Below are 22,264 nucleotides of genomic sequence, written 5' to 3' on the forward strand. Positions count from 1 at the left end.
GGGACCGCGATGTTGTCGACAGGACTGCCGCAGGGAGCGGTGCCCAAGCTCGAGCGGCCCGGCCCGCTGCGCGACCGCGTCTATGAGGCGCTGCTCGAACTCATCACCACCCGTGCCCTCCAACCGGGCCAGCACCTCGTGGAGAGCGAGCTGGCCGGGCACCTCGGGGTCTCCCGGCAACCGGTGCGCGAGGCGCTGCAGCGGCTGAACACGGAGGGGTGGGTCGACCTGCGGCCCGCCCAGGGCGCGTTCGTGCACGAGCCGACGGAGGCGGAGGCCGACCAGCTCCTGACGGTACGTACGCTGCTGGAGGCCGAGGCTGCCCGGCTCGCCGCCGCCAACGCGGGCAGCGCCGGCATCACGACCCTGGAGCAGCTGTGCGCGGAGGGCGAGCGCGCGGTCGCGAACGACGACGTGGACGGGGCCGTCGCGATGAACGCCCGCTTCCATGCGAAGGTGATGGAGCTGGCGGGCAACGCGGTGCTCGCCGAACTCGCCGCGCAGGTCGACCGCCGGGTGCGGTGGTACTACACGCCGGTCGCCCGTCAGCGCGGACGGCAGTCCTGGGTCGAGCACCGCGACCTGATCGCCGCGATCGCGGACCGCGACGAGCAGCGCGCCACACAGCTCATGCGCGAACACACCGAGCACACGCGGCGGTCGTATCACGCGCGCCAGGGGTCGTAGCCCTGCCGGGTCTCTCAGGGTTCGCTCGGAGGTCTCCGCTCAGAAGGCGTCCGTGTGCGACGCCCGTACACCGTCGAGGGCGCTGTGCACCGTCTCGGGCCGGTTCACGTCGCCCGCCACGGCCTCGACGCCCGGCGACAGCCCGTGCGCCCGGCCGGAGCGGCTCAGCGCCCGCACCGGCTCTCCGGCCTCCGCCAGGGCCCGGACGAGCTCGGCACCCACGTTGCCTGTGGCACCCGTCACCAGAATCACACGGTCCCCCTTTCGGTCCCGGGCTACGGCGGCCCGGCGTCGCGGCCTCCATCCTGCGCGTTCGGTGCGGGGGCACCAGAACGCGTCACACATCTTTGTCCTGTGAGTGGAGAAAGTTCGCAGCAATTGCTGCGTGACTTCTTCCCACTCCCGACAGTCGCTGCTACGTTCCCCTCGAAAGCCCGAGACAGTCGGCCGAATTGAGGCGGGGAGGGGCGCGTGAGACGTATGACGGCACGACCCGCGAACGCGCACCAGGCCCGGCTGCTCAAGCTGTTGCGCGACGGGGGACCCAACTCCCGGGCTCAGCTGGGCGATCAGGTCGACCTGTCGCGGTCCAAGCTGGCCGTGGAGGTGGACCGGCTCCTGGAGACGGGACTGGTCGTCGCGGACGGGCTCGCCGCCTCGCGCGGCGGGCGGCGCTCGCACAACATCCGGCTCGCCCCCAACCTGCGCTTCCTCGGCGTCGACATCGGCGCGACCTCGGTCGACGTCGCGGTCACCAACCCCGAACTGGAAGTGCTGGGTCATCTCAACCAGCCCATGGACGTTCGCGAGGGCCCAGTCGCGGTCTTCGAGCAAGTCCTTTCCATGGCCGCAAAGTTGAGGGTGTCGGGGCTCGCGGAGGGCTTCGACGGCGCCGGCATCGGTGTCCCGGGCCCGGTCCGCTTCCCCGAGGGCGTACCGGTCGCGCCGCCGATCATGCCGGGCTGGGACGGCTTCCCGGTCCGGGAGGCGCTCAGCCAGGAACTCGGCTGCCCGGTCATGGTCGACAACGACGTGAACCTGATGGCGATGGGGGAACAGCACGCGGGCGTCGCGCGCTCCGTGGGCGACTTCCTCTGCATCAAGATCGGCACCGGAATCGGCTGCGGCATCGTCGTCGGCGGTGAGGTCCACCGCGGTACGACGGGCAGCGCGGGCGACATCGGGCACATCCAGGCCGTGCCCGACGGACGCCCGTGCGCCTGCGGCAACCGGGGGTGCCTGGAGGCCCACTTCAGCGGCGCGGCCCTCGCCCGTGACGCGCTGGAGGCGGCCGAGCAGGGACTCTCGGCGGAGCTCGCCTCCCGGCTGGAGACGAACGGCGGCCTGACCGCGGTCGACGTCGCGGCCGCTGCCGCGGCGGGCGACGCCACCTCGCTCGACCTCATCAGGGAGGGCGGTACCCGCACCGGCCAGGTCATCGCCGGCCTGGTCAGCTTCTTCAACCCCGGCCTGGTGGTGATCGGCGGCGGAGTGACCGGCCTCGGCCACACCCTGCTCGCCGCGATCCGCACCCAGGTCTACCGCCAGTCGCTCCCGCTCGCGACCGGCAACCTGCCCATCGTACTCGGTGAGTTGGGCCCGAACGCCGGTGTCATCGGCGCGGCCCGCCTCATCAGCGACCACCTGTTCTCACCCGCGTAACCGACTCGTCCAGTAGAGATCACCCGCACAGCGAGATCACCCGCACAGCGAGATCACCCGCACAGCGAGATCACCCGCACAGCGAGATCACCCGCACAGCGCCTTGCTCGGCCCTGCCCTGACAACGCCTGCCCGGCACGCGTTCCGCCCTGAAACCGGCCCGCACGCCCGCCGAGGGGAACCCACATGGCATCAGAACCACCGCTGCTCAGCATGTCCGGCATCACCAAGTCGTTCCCCGGCGTCCGGGCCCTCGACGGCGTCGACCTCGACGTCCAGGCCGGCGAAGTGCACTGCCTGCTCGGCCAGAACGGGGCCGGCAAGTCCACTCTCATCAAGGTCCTCGCCGGCGCCCACCAGCCCGACACCGGCACGATCAGCTGGCGGGGCGAGGCCGTCACGCTCCGCTCGCCCATCGCCGCCATGCGCCTCGGCATCGCCACCATCTACCAGGAACTCGACCTGGTGGAGCATCTGTCGGTGGCCGAGAACGTCCACCTCGGCCATGAACCCACGGCCGCCGGCTTCGTCGTACGGGGAAAGGCGGCGCGAGCGTCGACCGCCGCACTGCTGCGGCGCCTGGGACATCCGGAGATCGACCCGGCCCGCCTCGTCGGAGAGCTGTCGGCCGCCCAGCAGCAGATCGTGTCCATGGCGCGGGCGCTCTCCCACGACGTACGGCTCATCGTGATGGACGAGCCCTCCGCCGCGCTCGACCCGGACGAGGTCGACAACCTGTTCCGCATCGTCGGCGACCTCACCGCCGAGGGAGTCGCCGTCGTCTACATCTCGCACCGCCTGGAGGAGATCCGCCGCATCGGCGACCGGGTGACGGTGCTGAAGGACGGGCGGGCGGTTGCGGGGGGACTGCCCGCCAAGACCACGCCGACCCGTGAGGTCGTGGCGCTGATGACGGGGCGCAACGTCGAGTACGTCTTCCCCGAGCGGGCGGCCTCGGCGCCCGGTGGCGCACCGGTGCTGGAGGTGCGGGGCCTGTCTCGCGCGGGCGAGTTCGAGCCCCTCGACCTCACGGTCCGGCCCGGCGAGATCGTCGGCCTCGCCGGGCTCGTCGGCTCGGGCCGCTCCGAGATCCTGGAGACGATCTACGGCGCCCGCAGGCCCACCTCGGGTCACGTCCTGGTCGACGGGCGCCCCTTGCGGGTCGGCAGCGTGCGCGCGGCGGTCCGCGCCGGGCTCGGGCTCGCTCCCGAGGAACGCAAGGCGCAGGCCCTGCTGATGCTGGAGTCCGTCACCCGCAACGTGTCCGTCTCCACCCTGTCCCGGTTCTCGCGGGGCGGCTGGATCGACCGGCGCGCCGAAGGGGGCGCGGCCCGCGCGGCGACCCGCGAGCTCTCCCTGCGCCCCGACAACCCCTCCGTGCCCGTCCGCACGCTCTCCGGCGGCAACCAGCAGAAGGCCGTCCTGGCCCGCTGGCTGCTGCGAGGCTGCCGTGTACTGCTGCTCGACGAGCCGACCCGGGGCGTCGACGTCGGCGCCCGCGCCGAGCTGTACGCGGTGGTCCGGCGCCTCGCCGACGAAGGCCTCGCCGTGCTGCTGGTCTCCAGCGAGGTCCCGGAGGTGCTCGGCCTCGCCGACCGCGTGCTGGTGCTGCGCGAGGGGCGTGTCGTGCACGAGGCGCCCGCCCGCGAGCTGGACGAACACCGCGTACTCGATCTCGTCATGGAAGGAAGTCCGGCGTCATGACGCAGCCCGTCTCCCCGCCGCGGGGCAGCGCCGACAAGATACCGTCGGTCGGTCAACCACCCGCCTGGCGCGCCCTGTTGGGTCGTGCCGACGTCCGCACCCTGTCGCTGCTCGGCGTGCTCGCCGCGCTGGTCCTGATCGGCGGCGTCACCAAGCCGGACGAATTCCTCGACACCCGCAACCTCCAACTCGTCCTCACCCAGGCCTCGGTCATCGGAGTCGTCACCGTCGGCATGACGTTCGTCATCACCTCCGGCGGCATCGACCTGTCGGTGGGCGCGATCGTCGCCCTCGCCTCGGTGTGGGCGACCACGGTCGCCACCCAGGAGTACGGCTTCGCGGGCATCCTCTTCACGGCCGTCGTCGTCGGAGTGGGCTGCGGGCTGGTCAACGGCCTGCTCATCGCCTACGGCGGGATGGTCCCGTTCATCGCCACGCTCGCCATGCTGGCCTCGGCACGCGGACTGGCCCTGCAGATCACCGACGGCAGGACGCAGATCGTCACGGTCGACGGGGTCCTCAAGCTCGGCGAGCGTGACTCCTACGTGCTCGGCATCCCGCCGCTGGTCCTGGTCTTCGCGGTCGTGACGGTCATCGGCTGGCTGGTGCTCAACCGCACCACCTTCGGCCGCCGCACGGTCGCCGTCGGCGGCAACGCGGAGGCGGCCCGGCTCGCCGGCATCGACGTTCGACGCCAGCGCCTCTACCTCTACCTGTTGTCCGGACTGTGCTGCGGGATCGCCGCCTTCCTGCTGATCATCCTGTCCGGCTCCGGCCAGAACACGAACGGCAACCTCTACGAACTCGACGCCATCGCGGCCGCGATCATCGGCGGCACTCTGCTCAGCGGGGGACGCGGCACCATCACCGGCTCCGTGCTCGGCGTCCTGGTCTTCACCACGATCACCAACATCTTCGCCCTGAACAACCTGCAGAGCGACGTCCAGCAGATCGCCAAGGGCGCGATCATCGTCGCCGCCGTGCTGGTCCAGCGCCGTACCGCAAGCACGACCTGAGGAAAGGGTTCACCGCCATGTCACAGCTCACCAGTCGCAGAGGACTGCTCTTCGGGACCGCCGCCGTGTCCGCCGGTGCCCTCCTCGCAGGTTGCACGAGTAACGAGACCAAGTCCGAGAAGCCCGCCGGGAACGACCAGCCGGCCGCCGACGACAAGCCCGGCAAGCACGTCACCATCGGCTTCGCCGGCCCGCAGGCCGACCACGGCTGGCTCAACGCCATCAACGACAACGCCAAGAACCGGGCGAAGAAGTACTCCGACGTCTCCCTGGAGATCACCGAGGGCTCCAACGACACCGCCCAGCAGATCGGGCAGATCGAGACCCTCATCAACAAGAAGGTCGATGTCCTGGTCGTTCTGCCCGCCGACGGCAAGGCCCTCACCCAGGTCGGCCTGAAGGCGATGCGGGCCGGGATCCCCGTGATCAACCTGGACCGGATCTTCAACACCCCGCAGGCCTACCGCTGCTGGATCGGCGGCGACAACTACGGCATGGGCCTCAACGCCGGCCACTACATCGGCGAGAAGCTCAAGGGCAAGTCGAACGCCCGCGTCATCGAACTGGCCGGCATCGACAACCTGGAGCTGACCAAGCAGCGCACCCAGGGCTTCGACGACGCGCTCAAGAACTATCCGAACATCAAGAAGGTGGCCCGGCAGGCCGCCGAGTTCACGGTCGAGTCCGGCCAGGCCAAGATGGCCCAGCTCCTGCAGGCGCAGCCGAAGTTCGACGCCCTGTGGAACCACGACGACGACCAGGGCGTGGGCGCGCTGCGCGCCATCGAGCAGGCCGGCCGGGACGACTTCCTGATGGTCGGCGGGGCGGGGGCCCTGTCCGCGTTCCAGGCGATCAAGCAGGACAACGGCGTGCTGAAGGCCACCGTGCTCTACCCGCCGACGATGGCCGGCTCCGCGATCGACCTCGCGCGCGCTCTCGGCCAGAGCAAGGGTGTCGGCGGCCTCGCCGAGTACGAGATCCCGGCGTCGATCACGCTCTACTCGGCCGTCGTCGACAAGGACAACGTCGACCAGTACATGTCCACCGGCTTCCGCTGACACGCTCCGCCCCGCACCCCCCACGGCGCTATCACGACGAGGACGAGGAGGACATCCTTATGGGACAGCCGCAGCAGTCGGACGGGACAGAGGGAGGGGAGCCGCCGCTCCGCGTCGGCATGGTCGGCTACGCCTTCATGGGCGCCGCTCACTCCCAGGGCTGGCGCACCGTGGGCCGCGTCTTCGACCTGCCGCTGCGGCCGGTCCTGGCCGCGATCTGCGGCCGCGACAGCGCCGCCGTGCGCGCGGCGGCCGACCGCCACGGCTGGGCGACCGCCGAGACCGACTGGCGCGCGCTGATCGCCCGGGACGACATCGACCTGATCGACATCTGCACCCCCGGCGACAGCCACGCGGAGATCGCGCTCGCCGCCCTGGCCGCCGGCAAGCACGTACTGTGCGAGAAACCCCTCGCGAACACCGTCGAGGAGGCCACCGCGATGACCCGCGCGGCCGAAGCGGCGTACGAGCGGGGCCAGTTGTCGATGGTCGGCTTCAACTACCGGCGCGTTCCGGCGACGGCGCTCGCCCGGCGCATGGTCGCCGAGGGCCGGATCGGCACCCTGCGGCACGTACGGGTCAGCTACCTCCAGGACTGGCTGGTGGACTCACAGTTCCCACTGACCTGGCGACTGCGCAAGGAGTCCGCGGGCTCGGGCTCGCTCGGCGACCTGGGCGCCCACATCGTCGACCTCGCGCAGTACCTGGCGGGGGAGCGGCTGGCCGGGGTCTCCGCGCTCACCGAGACCTTCGTCCGGGAACGCCCCCTGCCCGGCGGCCCGACCAGTGGCCTGGCCGCCGTGTCCGCCGTCGGCACCGGGCAGGTGACCGTCGACGACGCCGCCCTGTTCACCGGCCGCTTCACCTCGGGTGCCCTCGCTTCCTTCGAGGCCACCCGGTACGCCACCGGACGCAAGAACGCTCTGCGCATCGAACTCAACGGTGCGCGCGGCTCGTTGGCCTTCGACCTGGAGCGTCTCAACGAGCTGTCGTACCACGACGGCACCGAGCCGGGCACGCACGCCGGCTTCCGCCGCATTCTCGTCACCGAACCCGACCACCCCTACCTGGACGCCTGGTGGCCCCCGGGCCACGGCCTGGGCTACGAGCACACCTTCGTCCACCAGGCCCGCGACCTCGTGCACGCCATCGCCGAGGGCCGCAGGCCGGACCCCTCCTTCGCCGACGGACTGCAGGTCCAGCGCGTCCTCGCGGCGGTGGAGGAGAGCGCCGAGAAAAACTCCGTCTACACTCCGATCGCGGTCTGAGGAGGCCCTTGCCAATGCCGCGCAGATTCACGCTCTTCACCGGTCAGTGGGCGGATCTTCCTCTCGAAGAGGTCTGCCGCCTCGCCCGCGACTTCGGCTACGACGGCCTGGAACTGGCCTGCTGGGGCGACCACTTCGAGGTCGACAAGGCACTCGCCGACCCGTCGTACGTGAAGTCCCGCCACCAGCTCCTCGACAAGTACGGCCTCAAGTGCTGGGCGATCTCCAACCACCTGGTCGGCCAGGCGGTCTGCGACGCCATCATCGACGAGCGTCACCAGGCCATCCTTCCCGCCCGTATCTGGGGCGACGGGGATGCGGAAGGCGTACGGCGGCGGGCCGCCGCCGAGATCGCCGACACCGCGCGTGCCGCGGCCGCCTTCGGCGTGGACACCGTCATCGGCTTCACCGGGTCCGCCATCTGGCACCTGGTCGCCATGTTCCCGCCCGCCCCCGAGTCGATGGTCGAGCGCGGCTACGAGGACTTCGCCGAGCGCTGGAACCCCATCCTCGACGTCTTCGACGCCGAGGGGGTGCGGTTCGCACACGAGGTCCACCCCAGCGAGATCGCTTACGACTACTGGACGACTCAGCGTGCTCTGGCCGCAGTCGACCACCGATCGGCCTTCGGCCTGAACTTCGACCCCTCGCATTTCGTGTGGCAGGACCTCGACCCGGTCGGCTTCCTGTGGGACTTCCGTAACCGGATCTACCACGTCGACTGCAAGGAGGCCCGCAAGCGCCTCGACGGCCGCAACGGCCGCCTCGGCTCCCACCTGCCCTGGGGCGATCCGCGCCGCGGCTGGGACTTCGTGTCGGCCGGGCACGGCGACGTCCCCTGGGAGGACGTCTTCCGGATGCTGCGGTCCATCGACTACCAGGGCCCCATCTCCGTCGAGTGGGAGGACGCCGGCATGGACCGGCTCCAGGGCGCACCCGAAGCCCTGACCCGCCTCAAGGCGTACGACTTCGAGCCGCCGTCGGCCTCCTTCGACGCGGCGTTCGGCAACTGATCCTCTCCAGCTCTCCGGGATGACGGCGCATCCCGGCGTACGCACCCGCCCGTACAACCGGCCCCATTTTGGAGGCATTCGTGCACGGGAACCACCGCACCACCAGCACCGGCAGAATCGAGATCCACAGACGACGTCCGTCCTTCCGCAAGGCGGTCGCCCTGCTCAGCGGCGCGCTGCTGGCCGGCGCGACCCTCACCCTCACCGCACCCCAGGCCGGCGCAGCCGTCACCGACGCGGGGACCACGGCGGCCGAGGACTTCCAGCAGGTCACTCTGGCCAAGGGCGAGGCGGAGGTCGGCGAGCCCATGTCGCTCGCCGTGCTTCCGGACCGATCCGTCCTGCACACCTCGCGCGACGGAGAGCTCCGCCTCACCGACGCGGCGGGCAACACCAAGCTCGCGGGCAAACTCGACGTCTACTCCCACGACGAGGAAGGCCTCCAAGGCGTAGGCGTCGACCCGGACTTCACCGACAACCGCTTCATCTACCTCTACTACGCGCCCCCGCTGAACACCCCGGCGGGCGACGCCCCCGAGACCGGCGCCGCCGCCGACTTCGCCCCCTTCGACGGAGTGAACCGCCTCTCCCGTTTCGTCCTGAAGCCGGACGGCACACTCGACGCCGCCAGCGAGAAGAACATCCTCGAGGTCAAGACCTCACGCGGCATCTGCTGCCACGTCGGCGGTGACATCGACTTCGACGCGGCAGGCAACCTGTACCTGTCGACGGGCGACGACACCAACCCCTTCCAGTCCGACGGCTACACCCCCATAGACGAACGCTCCGACCGCAACCCGGCGTTCGACGCCCAGCGTTCGGCGGGCAACACGAACGACCTGCGCGGCAAGATCCTGCGCATCAAGGTCAACGCCGACGGCTCCTACTCCATCCCCGACGGCAACCTCTTCCCGCCCGGCACGGACAAGACGCGGCCCGAGATCTACGCGATGGGCTTCCGCAACCCGTTCCGCTTCAGCGTCGACAAGAAGACGGGCATTCTCTACGTCGGCGACTACGGTCCCGACGCCGGCGCCGCGGACCCGAAGCGCGGGCCCGGCGGGCAGGTCGAGTTCGCCCGCGTCACCGGCGCCGGAAACTTCGGCTGGCCGTACTGCACGGGCGCCAACGATGCTTACGTGGACTACGACTTCGCGACGAAGACGTCCGGTGCTTCCTTCGACTGCAACGCCCCGAAGAACACCTCACCCCACAACACCGGTCTGACCGACCTGCCCCCGGCGCAGCCCGCCTGGATACCGTACGACGGCGCGTCCGTACCCGAGTTCGGCGACGGCTCCGAATCCCCGATGGGCGGACCGGTCTACCACTACGACGCCTCGCTCGACTCGCCGGTGAAGTTCCCCGAGGCGTACGACGGGAACTTCTTCGCCGGTGAGTTCGGCCGCCGCTGGATCAAGCGGATCGCGTCCGACCCCGCCGGAACCGTGCAGTCCATCAACGACATCCCGTGGACCGGCACCCAGGTGATGGACATGGCCTTCGGCCCCGACGGCGCGCTCTACGTCCTCGACTACGGCACCGCCTGGTTCGGCGGAGACGAGCACTCGGCGCTGTACCGCATCGAGAACGCGACCGACGGCCACTCGCCGGTGGCGCAGGCGGCGGCGAGCAAGACCTCCGGGCAGGCGCCGCTGAAGGTGCAGTTCTCCTCCGAGGGCACGAGCGACCAGGACGGTGACGCGCTGACCTACAGCTGGGACTTCGGTGACGGCGGCAAGTCGACCGCGGCGAATCCGACGTACAAGTACAAGAAGAACGGCACGTACACCGCGACCCTGACCGCCAAGGACGCCTCGGGCCGCACCGGCAGCGCGAGCGTGCAGATCGTGGTCGGCAACACCGCTCCCAAGGTCACGCTCGAACTTCCCCAGGACGGGCAGCTCTTCGCCTTCGGTGACGCGATTCCGTTCAAGGTGAAGGTCACCGACCCCGAGGACGGCGCGAACGTCGACTGCTCGAAGGTCACGGTCACCTTCATCCTCGGCCACGACACCCACGGCCACCCGATCACCTCGGCGAACGGCTGCTCCGGCACCATCCAGACCACCGCCGACGGCGGTCACGACGAGGACGAGAACATCTTCGGGGTCTTCAACGCCGAGTACACCGACCTCGGAGGCGGCGGCCAGGCCCCGCTCACCTCGCACGACCAGAACGTCGCCCAGCCCCGCCACCGCCAGGCCGAGCACTTCGGCAACTCCTCCGGCGTCTCGGTGATCGCGAAGGACAGCGCGCACGGCGGCAAGACGGTCGGTGACATCGACAACGGCGACTGGATCTCCTTCACGCCGTACGTCCTGAGCAACGCCAATAAGATCACGGCACGCATCGCATCCGGCGGCGCGGGCGGCATCCTCGAGGTCCGTGCGGGCTCGCCCACCGGCACCCTGCTCGGCAAGGCGACCGTGCCGGTGACGGGCGGCTGGGAGAACTTCCAGGACGTCAGCGCCGACCTGTCCCACGCACCCCGCGGCACGACCACGCTCTACCTGGTCTTCAAGGGAGGCAGCGGCTCCGGCGCCCTGTTCGACGTCGACGACTTCACCTTCACGACGGGCTGAGAGGAGGCAGGCATGCGTTCGACCGGCAGACTGACGACGGCCGTCGTGGGAGCGGCCCTGCTCCTCGGCTGCGTCGCGGGACCCGCCGCATCGCATCCCGCCGAGGCCAAGCGGGTGCTGGTGTTCTCCAAGACGGCCGGATTCCGGCACGACTCGATCCCCGAGGGCATCGCTGCGGTGAGGCAGCTCGGCGAGAGCGGCGGCTTCACGGTCGACGCGACGGAGGACGCCGGCGCCTTCACCCCTGCGAACCTGGGGCGCTACGACGCGGTCGTGTTCCTGTCGACGACGGGAGACGTGCTCGACACCGCGCAGCAGTCGGCCTTCGAGGGCTATATCCGCCACGGCGGCGGCTATGTGGGCATCCACGCGGCCGCCGACACCGAGTACGACTGGGCGTTCTACGGCGGCCTCGCCGGCGCGTACTTCCAGTCGCACCCGGCCATCCAGCAGGCGACTGTGGACGTGGAGGACCGCGCCCACCCGGCGACCGCGGAGCTGGCGCGAACCTGGGACCGCACCGACGAGTGGTACAACTACCGCTCGAATCCCCGGGAGCGGGCCCATGTCCTCGCCTCGCTCGACGAGTCGTCGTACACCGGCGGCACCATGAACGGCGACCATCCGATCGCCTGGTGCCAGAACTACCAGGGCGGTCGCGCCTTCTACACGGGAGGCGGCCACACCAAGGAGTCCTACGCCGAACCCGCCTTCCGCAGGCACCTGCTGGGCGGAATCCGGTGGGCGATCGGTGACGCACAGGCGGACTGCCGCCCGGAGAACGGCTACCGCCCGCTCTTCGACGGCACGGCCGGCTCGCTGTCCGGCTGGAAGCAGGCGGGCCCGGGTTCCTTCACCCTCGACGACGACGGCACCCTGACGTCGACGGGCGGTATGGGCCTGCTGTGGTACGCCGCGTCGGGCTTCTCGTCGTACTCGATGAAGCTCGACTGGAAGACGCCCGGCGACGACAACTCCGGTGTGTTCGTGGGCTTCCCGCCCTCGGACGATCCGTGGTCGGCCGTGAACAACGGCTATGAGATCCAGATCGACGCCACCGACGTACCCGAGAAGACCACCGGGTCCGTCTACGGCTTCCAGTCCGCCGACCTGAAGAAGCGCGACCGTGCGCTGAACTCGCCGGGGGAGTGGAACACGTACGAGGTCCGCGTGGAGGGCGAACGTCTCCGCGTCTGGCTCAACGGTGTGAAGATCAACGATTTCAGCAACACCGACCCGGCCCGGAGTCTGCGCGACGGACACATCGGCATCCAGAACCACGGTGCCGACGACCAGGTGTCCTTCCGCGACATCCGGATCAAGGAACTGCCCGTCAAGGGCAAGTGAGCGGCGGCGGGCGGGGGACGCCGGACTCCCGCCCGCCGTCTTCCCCCGTCTCTCCCGGGTTCCGCGCATGACAAGGAGGCTGCCCATGTCCGCATCCCTTTCCCGAGCCCGTGTCGGGGTGTGGCTGATCGGCGCCCGCGGCTCCGTCGCCACGACCGTCGTCGCGGGGTGCGCCGCCGTGAGCGCGGGTCTGCACCCGCCCACGGGCATGGTCACCGAGACATCCGAGTTGGCCGACTGCGGTCTTCCGGCGTTGTCGTCCCTCGTCTTCGGCGGCCACGACACGGTCGACTGCCCCCTGCCCAAACGAGCGGAGGCGCTGGCGGCGGGCGGTGTGCTGCCCCCCGGTCTCCCCACGGCGGTCGGGGCCGAACTCGCCGCCGCCGACCGCGAGATCAGGCTCGGTGGGCCGGTCCCGGGCGAGGCACGGAACGAGGAGGAACTCATCACCGCCTTCGCCGCGGACATCCGTGACTTCGTACGACGGTGCGGGCTCGACCGAGCGGTGGTGGTGAACGTGGCGTCCACCGAGCCTCCGGTCACCGTCGACGCCCTGCCGCCGAGCTCCCTGTACGCGGTGGCCGCGCTGCGGGCGGGCTGCCCCTATGTGAACTTCACCCCGTCGACGGGTCTGAACCATCCGGTGCCCGCCTCCGCGGCGGCAGCGAGCGGGCTGCCGTACGCGGGACGCGACGGCAAGACCGGCCAGACGCTGCTCCGCTCCGTGCTGGGCCCGATGTTCGCCCAGCGTGCCCTCGCGGTGCGGGCCTGGTCCGGGACCAACCTGCTGGGTGGCGGCGACGGCGCCTCCTTGGCCGACCCGGCCGCGGCGGCAGCCAAGAACGCGGGCAAGGAGAGGGTCCTCACCGACACCCTCGGCACGGCCCCCGAGGGTGAGGTGCACATCGACGACGTCCCCGCCCTCGGCGACTGGAAGACCGCCTGGGACCACGTCGCCTTCGACGGCTTCCTCGGGACGCGCATGGTGCTGCAGACCATCTGGCAGGGGTGCGACTCGGCATTGGCGGCGCCGCTGGTGCTCGACCTGGCCCGGCTGGTGCTGCGCGCACACGAGGCGGGCCTTTCCGGTCCGCTGGCAGAACTCGGCTTCTACTTCAAGGATCCGGTCGGCGAGGGGCCTTCGGCGCTGGGGGAGCAGTACGCGGCGCTGGTGGGGTTCGCGGGGCGGCTGCGTGCGGCCCAGGCAGCGGAGCACCCCGGGGAGCCGCGATGACCCGACGTGGTGTGGCGGACATACGGGCCTGGGCCGAACTTCTCCGCCTGCCCGCTTTGTTGACCGTTCCCGGCGACGCACTGGCCGGCGCGGCGGCGGTCTCGGCACGGCCCACCCGCCGCACCCTGCTGGCCATCGGCTCGTCCCTCTGTCTCTATGAGGCGGGCATGGCCCTCAACGACTGGGCCGACCGGGACGAGGACGCCATGGAGCGCCCCCACCGCCCCCTCCCCTCCGGCCGCGTCCGCCCTGCCGCGGCCCTCACGGCGGCCTGCGCCCTCACGGCGGCGGGCCTCACCCTGGCCCGGAGCGCCGGGCGTCCGGCGCTCGCCGTCGCCGCACCTCTGGCCGGCACCGTCTGGGCGTACGACCTGGGCCTGAAGCGCACCCCGGCGGGCCCCGCAGCGATGGCCGCGGCGCGAGGCCTGGACCTGCTCATGGGGGCCGCGGCCACCGTGGGCGACATCCGCCCGGCCCTCTCTCCGGCCGCCCTCCTCGGCACCCACACCCTGGCGGTCACGACCGTGTCCCGGCACGAAACCCGAGGCGGCGCACCGCTGGCCGCCCTGGCCGCTCTGATCACGACCGGGGTGTTGACCCGAACGCTGGCACGTCGGCGCGCCGGGGCGGCCGCCGTCGAAGCCCCGGCCCGGTTCCCTGCTGCCACGGGCGTCGTGGGCGCGGCTCTCGCCACCGCCTATGCCGCGAGCGCCGCCCGCCCCTACCTCCACGCCGCCCTCAACCCGTCACCCCCGCTCACCCAGCGCGCCGTCGTCGGCGGCATCCGTGCCACGATCCCGCTCCAGGCCGCACTGTCCGCGCGCGCCGGTGCCCCCGTTGCCGCGCTGCTCACCGGGGTGCTGGCCCCGCTCGCAGGCCGGCTCGCCAGGAAGGTGAGCGTCACATGAGCCCGCAGCCCCATGTCGCCCAGAGCACCCCGGCACCCGACCGTGCCCCCGGCGGCAAGCCGCTCCGCTTCGGGTACGGCACCAACGGCCTCGCCGACCTCCGTCTCGACGACGCCCTCACCCTGCTCGCCGACCTCGGCTACGACGGCGTCGGCCTGACCCTCGACCACATGCACCTCGACCCGCTCTCCCCGGACCTCGCCCACCGCACCCGTCGGCTCGCGCGCCGCCTGGAGACGCTCGGCCTGGAGGTCACCGTCGAGACGGGCGCCCGCTATGTGCTCGACCCCCGTCGCAAACACGGCCCGTCCCTGCTGGACCCCGACCCGGACGACCGCGCCCGCCGCGTCGACCTGCTGTGCCGTGCCGTCCGGGTCGCCGCCGAGCTCGGCGCCCACGCCGTGCACTGCTTCAGCGGCACCATCCCGCCGGGATGCGACGAGGAGGCGGCATGGAAGCGACTGGCCGAGAGCCTCACCCCCGTCCTGGAGGCCGCCGCCACCGCCGGCATCCCCCTCGCCGTCGAACCCGAACCCGGCCACCTCCTCGGCACCCTCGCCGACTTCCACCGTCTGCGCCATGCCCTCGGGAACCCCGGACAGCTCGGCCTCACTCTCGACATCGGCCACTGCCAGTGCCTGGAACCCCTGCCGCCCGCCGACTGTGTACGCGCCGCCGCCCCGTGGCTGCGCCATGTCCAGATCGAGGACATGCGCCGCGGCGTCCACGAACACCTCCCCTTCGGAGACGGCGAGATCGACTTCCCGGCGGTCCTCGCGGCCCTGTCCGCCACCGCCTACCAGGGCCTGACCGTCGTCGAACTGCCCCGCCACTCCCACGCGGGGCCCCACTACGCACAGCTCTCCCTCCCGTTCCTCCACAAGGCGGCGGCCACAGCGACCACTCCGCACGCGCCGGTCGCCGTCCCCGCCCACGGCGAGCCCTCCGCCACCCCCGAAGGGAGCACCGCATGACCCACCCGCACGCCGGCCCGGGCACCCCGGCGGCCGGCACCTCTCTCGCCCGCACCCCCCTGGACGAGCTGCATGCGCAGGTCGACACCGCTCTCGCGGGAGCCGCCCGCGCCTGGCTGGACCAGGCACTCGACGAGGCCGGCGCTCATCCCGGCACCCACGGGCCCATCTCCGTCTGGGAGTTGCGCCTCGCCGAGGCCGGACGCCGCTGCGGCCCGGCGCACGCCGACGCCGTCCGCGTCCTCATCCTGCATGCGGCCCGCGCCGACACCGACGCACTCACCCGGGTCTACCGCCAGGGCACCGCCGACGAACGCCGTGCCGTGCTGCACGCCCTGCCGCACCTCGTACCGGGCCCCGAAGCCGTGCCGCTCGTCGAGGACGCGCTGCGCTGCAACGACACCCGGCTCGTGGCCGCCGCCGTAGGCCCGTACGCCGCCCGGCACCTCGCCGCCCACCACTGGCGGCACGCCGTCTTGAAGTGCCTGTTCACCGGCGTCCCCGTCGACAACGTGACCGACCTGGCACGGCGCGCCCGCGGCGACGCCGAACTCGCCCGCATGCTCCGCGACTACGCCGCCGAACGCACGGCCGCGGGCCGTCCCGTGCCGGAAGGCCTGTACCACGTCCTGGCCCTGACCGAGTCCGCGCCCCCTTCGCACCACACCGCGGAGGACCCCCACGGCAAGGAGTCCTGATGCGCATCTTCGACCCCCACATCCACATGACGTCACGGACCACCGACGACTACGAGGCCATGCACGCCGCAGGTGTCCGCGCCGTGGTCGAGCCCTCCTTCTGGCTCGGCCAGCCCCGCACCTCGCCCGCCTCCTTCCTCGACTACTTCGACTCCCTCCTGGGCTGGGAACCCTTCCGCGCCGCCCAGTACGGCATCGCCCACCACTGCACCCTCGCCCTCAACCCCAAGGAGGCGGGCGACCCCCGTTGCGTCCCCGTCCTCGACGAACTGCCCCGGTATCTCGTCAAGGACCAGGTCGTGGCCGTCGGCGAGATCGGCTACGACTCCATGACCCCAGCCGAGGACATCGCCCTGGCCGCCCAGCTCCAGCTCGCCGCCGACCACGAGCTGCCCGCGCTCGTCCACACCCCGCACCGGGACAAGCTCGCCGGCCTGCGCCGCACCCTCGACGTCGTCCGGGAGTCCGCGCTGCCCCCCGAACGCGTCCTGGTCGACCACCTCAACGAGACCACCGTCAAGGAGGCCAAGGACAGCGGCTGCTGGCTGGGCTTCTCCGTCTATCCCGACACCAAGATGGACGAGGAGCGGATGGTCGCCATCCTCCGTGAGTACGGGCCCGAGCAGGTCCTGGTGAACTCCGCCGCCGACTGGGGCAGGAGCGACCCGCTCAAGACCCGCAAGGTCGCGGACGCGATGCTCGCCGAGGGCTTCACCCAGGACGACGTCGACCGCGTGCTGTGGCGCAACCCCGTCGCCTTCTACGGACTCAGCGGCCGGCTGAACCTCACCCCCGCCGGCACCGCAGCGACCCACGAGGGCAACTCCGTCCTCCGCGGCGGGGAGTGAACGATGCGCTTCCGCCACCCCGACGGCACCACGGTCCACCTCGCCTACTGCACCAACGTCCACCCCGCCGAAACCCTCGACGGCGTCCTCGCCCAGCTCCGCGACCACTGCGAGGAGGTCCGTCGCCGGCTCGGCCGTGACCGCCTCGGCATCGGCCTCTGGCTCGCCAGGGACGCCGCCCAGGCCCTCGTCACCGACCCGTCCGCGCTGCGCCGCCTGCGCACCGAACTCGACCGCCGCGGCCTGGAGGTCGTCACCCTCAACGGCTTCCCCTACGAGGGTTTCGGCGCCCAGGAGGTCAAGTACCGCGTCTACAGGCCGGACTGGGGCGATGCCGCACGCCTCGACCACACCACCGCCCTCGCCCGCGTCCTCGCGAGCCTGCTCCCGGACGACGTCAGCGAGGGCAGCGTCTCCACCCTGCCGCTCTTCTGGCGCACCGCCGAAGACGAGCGGCGCACGCAGACGGCCCACGCCGCCCTGCGCACCCTCGGCGAACGCCTCGACGCCCTGATGGAGCTGACCGGCCGTTCGATCCGCGTCGGCCTGGAACCGGAACCCGGCTGCGCCGTCGAGACCACCGGCGACGCCATCGCCCCGCTGACCGCGATCGCCCACGACCGCATCGGCATCTGCGTCGACACCTGCCACCTCGCCACCTCCTTCGAAGACCCGCACGCCGCCCTGGACGCGCTCACCCGCGCCCATATCCCGGTGGTCAAATCCCAGCTGTCAGCAGCCCTGCACGCCGAACACCCCCATCGCCCCGACGTCCGAGAGGCCCTCGCCGCGTTCGACGAGCCCCGCTTCCTGCACCAGACCCGCACCTTGCCCACTCTCGACTCCGTTCGAGCGGGAGGGACCCCCATCGCCGCCGGGCTGCGCGGAACCGACGACCTCGGCGAGGCCCTCCAGGGCGATGTCCTGCCGGACGGCTCCGCTTGGCGTGCCCACTTCCACGTCCCGCTGCACGCGGCCCCCGCCGCGCCCCTCACCTCCACGCTCCCCGTTCTGAAGGCGGCACTGGCCGGGCTCGTCGGCGGCCCGCATCCTCTCACCCGTCACCTCGAGGTCGAGACCTACACCTGGCAAGCCCTCCCGCCCGAGCTGCGGCCCCGCGCCCGTGCCCGTCTCGCCGACGGCATCGCCGCCGAACTGACCCTCGCCCGCGACCTGTTGACCGACCTCGGCCTGAAGGAGCTCCCATGAGCGCCCGGCGGACCACCGCAGGCCCCACCCCGCTCCTCGTCCTGGACGTCGTCGGCCTCACCCCCCGTCTCCTTGACCACATGCCCCACCTCCAGGCGCTCGGCCGGTCCGGCTCCCGCGCGCCGCTCGGCACCGTCCTGCCCGCCGTCACCTGCGCCGCCCAGTCCACTTTCCTGACCGGCGCCATGCCCTCCGAGCACGGCATCGTCGGCAACGGCTGGTACTTCCGCGAGCTCGGCGACGTACTCCTGTGGCGGCAGCACAACGGTCTCGTCGCCGGGGACAAGCTGTGGGACGCCGCCCGCCGGGTGCACCCCGGCTACACGGTCGCCAACATCTGCTGGTGGTACGCCATGGGCGCCGACACCGACATCACCGTCACCCCTCGTCCGGTCTACTACGCCGACGGCCGCAAGGAACCCGACTGCTACACCAGGCCTCCGGCCCTGCACGACGAGCTCACCGACAAGTTCGGCACGTTCCCCCTCTTCCACTTCTGGGGGCCCGGCGCCGACCTGGTCTCCAGCCGGTGGATCATCGACGCCACCCGCCACATCGTGCGCACCCGCCGCCCCGATCTGGCCCTTTGCTACCTCCCCCATCTCGACTACGACCTGCAGCGCTTCGGTCCCGACGACCCACGCTCCCTGAAGGCGGCCGCCGAACTGGACGCCGCCATGGCCCCACTCCTGGAGGACGCCCGCGCCGAGGGCCGTACCGTCGTCGTACTGTCCGAGTACGGCATCACGCCCGTGGACCGTCCGGTCGACATCAACCGCGCCCTGCGTCGCGCCGGCCTCCTGGAGGTGCACACGCAGGACGGCATGGAGTACCTCGACCCGATGGCCTCCCGCGCCTTCGCGGTCGCCGACCACCAGATCGCCCACGTCTACGTACGCCGCCCCGAGGACCTCGAAGCCACCCGGGCCGCACTCGCCGGCCTGCCCGGCATCGAGCAACTCCTCGACGACGAGGGCAAGAAGACCCATCACCTCGACCATCCGCGCTCCGGCGAACTCGTCGCCGTCGCGGAGTCGGACGCCTGGTTCACGTACTACTACTGGCTCGACGACGCCCGCGCGCCCGACTTCGCGCGACTCGTCGAGATCCACCGCAAACCGGGCTACGACCCGGTCGAACTCTTCATGGATCCGCTCGACCCCTACGTCAAGGTCAAGGCGGCCACCGCCCTGGCCCGCAAGAAACTCGGCATGCGCTACCGCATGGCGGTCGTGCCCCTCGACCCGTCACCCATTCGCGGCAGCCACGGCCGCCTTCCCACGAGCGACGACGACGGTCCGCTCCTCATCTGCTCCACCCCCCGCGCAGTCGGCGACCGCGTCGCGGCCACCGACGTGAAGTCACTCCTGCTCGCCCTGGCGGGCCTACCGGACCACCAGCCCAGAGAGAGGCACCCGTGAACGACTTCCACGCAACCGTCAACGGCACCGATGAACCCCTGCGCCGCAGCCTCGGTATCGACCGTCGCCGCTTCCTGAGCACGTGCACCGCCGTCGCGGCGGGCGCGATCGCCGCTCCGGTCCTCGGTGCGGCCCCTGTGCAGGCCGCGTCGGCGGCCCCGGCCGGGGAGGGCGGCAGAGGGCAGCTGCTCGTCCCCGCCGACAAGCGCGGCATCATCCTCTACACGGTCCGCGACGCGATCGGCCGCGACCCGCTCTCCACAACCCTGCCGTCCGGGTTCCGCGAGGTGTTCGGGCAGCTCGCCCGCTTCGGCTACCGGCAGGTCGAGTTCGCCGGATACGGCCAGCACGCCAACGCGCCCGGCGGGGCGAGCCTGGAGTCCGTCCAGGGCGCCCGGCTGCTGCGCCGTTGGCTGGACGAGTACGGGCTGCGGGCGCAAGGCAACCACGGCTTCATCCCGAGCTCCTGGCCCCTGACCACCGCGGACCTGGACACCTTCAAGAAGCACCTCGAGATCGCGAACATCCTCGGCATGGACCACATGGGCACCGGCGGCGATCCCACCGGCAGTTCCTACAAGGCCGACTGGGACGTGGCCGCCGACAAGTGGCACGCCCTGGGCGAGGTCGCCCGCAGCGCCGGGATCAAGCTCTACACCCACAACCACGACGCGGCGTACGGATTCCTGCTCGACGGCGGTCCGCTCGACGCCCAGGGCCGCCCGACCCGTAGCTCCGGCATCCGCAAGCTGGAGTACTTCCTGTCCATCACCGACCCGAAGCTGATCTGGCTGGAGATGGACATCTTCTGGGCGCACGTGGCCCAGTACAAGTTCCACACGTACACCGCCCACGACGGCAGCACGCAGGAGAACGTCTTCGACCCGGCGGGCCTGGTCGCCTGCCACAACATGCGCTACCCCCTGTTCCACGCCAAGGACGGCGTCGTCAACACCACCAACGGAATGGGCTATGACATGGTGCCGTTCGGTACCGGTGTCATCGACTACACGACGTTCTTCTCCCGGGTCGGCCACCGCAACTATCACAACCCGATGGTCGAGCAGGACAACGCGCCCAGCTCCACCAACCCGGCCCAGTCGCTCGAACACGCGGGGATCGGCTACCGGAACCTGGCCGCCCTGCGCCGGAAGTAGCGCCGGAGGCAGCGGATCGCGGACACACGAGGAGGCCCCTCCCCGATCGGGGAGGGGCCTCCTCACATGCCGGGAACCGTCAGCCCGCGGGCTGCGGCTGGGGTGCCGCGGTCACCTCCCGGTCCCGCCCGGGCTGTCGCAGCAGCAGTGCGATCGCGGCGGCGACCATCGAGATGCAGCCGGCCAGGGCGTACGCCCCGTTGTAGCCCCAGGCGGCGACCACCATCGAGCCGAGACCACCTCCGAACAGACCGCTGATCAGCTTGCCGCTGTACACCAGACCGTAGTTGGTGGCGTTGTAGTTCTCACCGAAGTAGTCAGGGGTCAGCGCCGCGAACAACGGGTAGAACGCGCCGCCGCCGAAGCCGGAGAGGAAGGCGAAGAACAGGAAGAGCGCCTCGCTCTTGACGTCGCCCGCCCAGATCACACCGAACTGGGCGAGGCCCAGGACGACGATGACCATCACCAGCGTCGACTTGCGGCCCCACTTGTCGGACATCCAGCCGACGACACCGCGTCCGATGCCGTTGATGACCGCCATGACACCCATCGAGGACGCCGCCACCAGCGGGCCGAAGCCCACCTCCTTGGCGAAGTCGACCTGGAAGGAGATACCGAAGATGGAAACACCTGCGGTCAGCACGATGGACAGCCACATCAGGGGCAGCATGCCCGTCCTGATGGCCTCCTTCGGGGTGAACTGCTTCACCGCCGGCGGGTTCTTGGCCAGGCCCGTCCCACTCTTCTGGCCGGCGGAGTACGTCAGCGGGTCGATGTCCGCCGGCCACCAGTTCTTCGGCGGGTCCTTGAAGAACATCGCGCAGCCGAAGACCACGATCAGGATGTAGCAGCCGATGAGGTCCAGGACACGGTGGTAGTTCGCGGTGTCGAAGGCGTAGTTGAAGATGAAGATGAAGGGCAGGGAGCCGTACGCGAATCCGCCGTTGACGAAACCCGTGCGCGCGCCGCGCCGTTCGGGGAACCACTTGCCGACCATGTTGATGCAGGTCGCGTAGACCAGCCCGGAGCCGACGCCGCCGATGACGCCGAAGCCGAGGATGGCCAGCCACACGTTGTGCAGGTGGGACAGGGCCAGGAAGCCCACGACGCACATCACGGAGCCGATGTACATCGCCGACCGCGCGGTCAGTATGCCCTTCTCCCGCAGCCAGCCGGCCGGGAAGGCGATGCCGGCCTGGAAGAAGACCCAGACGCTGAGGATCCAGAAGGTGTTGCTCTGCGTCCAGCCGTGCGCGTGGGACAGGGTGTCCTCCGCGGAGCCGAAGGCGTATTCGAAGACGCTGATGGCCATCATGGCGATCCACGGCAGGTACACCATGATCTTGCGCGAGTGGCCGAGGATGTCACGGTCGGTCTCGCCGACGCGGTACACGCGCCCCCGCGCGTCGGTCACTTCACGGTACGAGCGCTGCTCGGCGCCGGTGCTGTTCGTGGCTATGGGGTCTGCCGTCATA

19 protein-coding genes are annotated in these 22,264 nt (G+C 71.0%); 17 read left to right on the forward strand and 2 right to left on the reverse strand.

Annotation, left to right across the window (positions count from 1 at the left end):
- Positions 1-9 precede the first annotated feature (9 nt).
- Positions 10-687, forward strand: a complete 678-nt coding sequence (locus tag ACZ3TS_RS06140) for a GntR family transcriptional regulator (protein ID WP_467614052.1) — start codon at positions 10-12, stop codon at positions 685-687.
- A gap of 39 nt (positions 688-726) precedes the next feature.
- Here ACZ3TS_RS06140 and ACZ3TS_RS06145 read toward each other — a convergent pair whose 3' ends face one another.
- Entirely contained in the window at positions 727-939 is a 213-nt protein-coding gene (locus ACZ3TS_RS06145; protein ID WP_467614054.1) for an SDR family oxidoreductase, read from the reverse strand.
- 228 nt (positions 940-1,167) lie between these two features.
- Between ACZ3TS_RS06145 and ACZ3TS_RS06150 the strand changes: the two genes are divergently transcribed.
- From ACZ3TS_RS06150 to ACZ3TS_RS06225, 16 genes are all read left to right on the forward strand, one after another.
- Entirely contained in the window at positions 1,168-2,349 is a 1,182-nt protein-coding gene (locus tag ACZ3TS_RS06150; RefSeq protein ID WP_467614118.1) for an ROK family transcriptional regulator, read from the forward strand.
- A 186-nt stretch (positions 2,350-2,535) separates the two neighbouring features.
- Complete coding sequence (locus tag ACZ3TS_RS06155) at positions 2,536-4,053, forward strand: sugar ABC transporter ATP-binding protein (protein WP_467614056.1); 1,518 nt, start codon at positions 2,536-2,538, stop codon at positions 4,051-4,053.
- On the forward strand, positions 4,050-5,069 hold the full coding sequence (locus tag ACZ3TS_RS06160; RefSeq protein ID WP_467614058.1) for an ABC transporter permease: 1,020 nt from the start codon (positions 4,050-4,052) through the stop codon (positions 5,067-5,069). The genes ACZ3TS_RS06155 and ACZ3TS_RS06160 overlap by 4 nt, the downstream gene beginning before the upstream one ends.
- Positions 5,070-5,086: 17 nt before the next feature.
- Positions 5,087-6,127, forward strand: coding sequence for a substrate-binding domain-containing protein (locus ACZ3TS_RS06165; protein ID WP_467614060.1), 1,041 nt, complete (start codon positions 5,087-5,089; stop codon positions 6,125-6,127).
- A 59-nt stretch (positions 6,128-6,186) separates the two neighbouring features.
- The gene (locus ACZ3TS_RS06170) at positions 6,187-7,395 is read left to right on the forward strand and encodes a Gfo/Idh/MocA family protein (protein WP_467614061.1); all 1,209 of its coding nucleotides are present in this window, start codon (positions 6,187-6,189) and stop codon (positions 7,393-7,395) included.
- A 14-nt stretch (positions 7,396-7,409) separates the two neighbouring features.
- Complete coding sequence (locus ACZ3TS_RS06175) at positions 7,410-8,408, forward strand: sugar phosphate isomerase/epimerase family protein (protein ID WP_467614063.1); 999 nt, start codon at positions 7,410-7,412, stop codon at positions 8,406-8,408.
- A gap of 80 nt (positions 8,409-8,488) precedes the next feature.
- The gene (locus tag ACZ3TS_RS06180; protein ID WP_467614065.1) at positions 8,489-10,993 is read left to right on the forward strand and encodes a PQQ-dependent sugar dehydrogenase; all 2,505 of its coding nucleotides are present in this window, start codon (positions 8,489-8,491) and stop codon (positions 10,991-10,993) included.
- Between the two features lie 12 nt (positions 10,994-11,005).
- Complete coding sequence (locus ACZ3TS_RS06185) at positions 11,006-12,340, forward strand: ThuA domain-containing protein (protein ID WP_467614067.1); 1,335 nt, start codon at positions 11,006-11,008, stop codon at positions 12,338-12,340.
- Between the two features lie 85 nt (positions 12,341-12,425).
- Positions 12,426-13,574, forward strand: coding sequence for an inositol-3-phosphate synthase (locus tag ACZ3TS_RS06190; RefSeq protein WP_467614068.1), 1,149 nt, complete (start codon positions 12,426-12,428; stop codon positions 13,572-13,574).
- Positions 13,571-14,482 carry an SCO3242 family prenyltransferase gene (locus tag ACZ3TS_RS06195; protein ID WP_467614070.1) on the forward strand — a complete coding sequence of 304 codons (912 nt, stop codon included), beginning with the start codon at positions 13,571-13,573 and terminating at the stop codon, positions 14,480-14,482. Before ACZ3TS_RS06190 ends, ACZ3TS_RS06195 begins: the two co-directional genes overlap by 4 nt.
- Positions 14,479-15,456, forward strand: a complete 978-nt coding sequence (locus ACZ3TS_RS06200) for a sugar phosphate isomerase/epimerase family protein (RefSeq protein WP_467614072.1) — start codon at positions 14,479-14,481, stop codon at positions 15,454-15,456. The genes ACZ3TS_RS06195 and ACZ3TS_RS06200 overlap by 4 nt, the downstream gene beginning before the upstream one ends.
- Complete coding sequence (locus ACZ3TS_RS06205; protein ID WP_467614074.1) at positions 15,453-16,154, forward strand: EboA domain-containing protein; 702 nt, start codon at positions 15,453-15,455, stop codon at positions 16,152-16,154. The genes ACZ3TS_RS06200 and ACZ3TS_RS06205 overlap by 4 nt, the downstream gene beginning before the upstream one ends.
- Positions 16,154-17,002, forward strand: a complete 849-nt coding sequence (locus tag ACZ3TS_RS06210) for a TatD family hydrolase (protein WP_467614076.1) — start codon at positions 16,154-16,156, stop codon at positions 17,000-17,002. Before ACZ3TS_RS06205 ends, ACZ3TS_RS06210 begins: the two co-directional genes overlap by 1 nt.
- Before the next feature lie 3 nt (positions 17,003-17,005).
- On the forward strand, positions 17,006-18,211 hold the full coding sequence (gene eboE / locus ACZ3TS_RS06215; RefSeq protein WP_467614078.1) for a metabolite traffic protein EboE: 1,206 nt from the start codon (positions 17,006-17,008) through the stop codon (positions 18,209-18,211).
- On the forward strand, positions 18,208-19,632 hold the full coding sequence (locus tag ACZ3TS_RS06220) for a nucleotide pyrophosphatase/phosphodiesterase family protein (protein WP_467614080.1): 1,425 nt from the start codon (positions 18,208-18,210) through the stop codon (positions 19,630-19,632). Before eboE ends, ACZ3TS_RS06220 begins: the two co-directional genes overlap by 4 nt.
- A complete protein-coding gene (locus ACZ3TS_RS06225; protein ID WP_467614082.1) occupies positions 19,629-20,789 on the forward strand; it encodes a sugar phosphate isomerase/epimerase family protein in 1,161 nt (386 codons plus the stop codon). Before ACZ3TS_RS06220 ends, ACZ3TS_RS06225 begins: the two co-directional genes overlap by 4 nt.
- 79 nt (positions 20,790-20,868) lie before the next feature.
- Here ACZ3TS_RS06225 and ACZ3TS_RS06230 read toward each other — a convergent pair whose 3' ends face one another.
- Entirely contained in the window at positions 20,869-22,263 is a 1,395-nt protein-coding gene (locus ACZ3TS_RS06230; protein ID WP_467614084.1) for an OFA family MFS transporter, read from the reverse strand.
- Position 22,264: the final 1 nt, after the last annotated feature.

This window comes from Streptomyces sp. NPDC022910 (assembly GCF_055561075.1).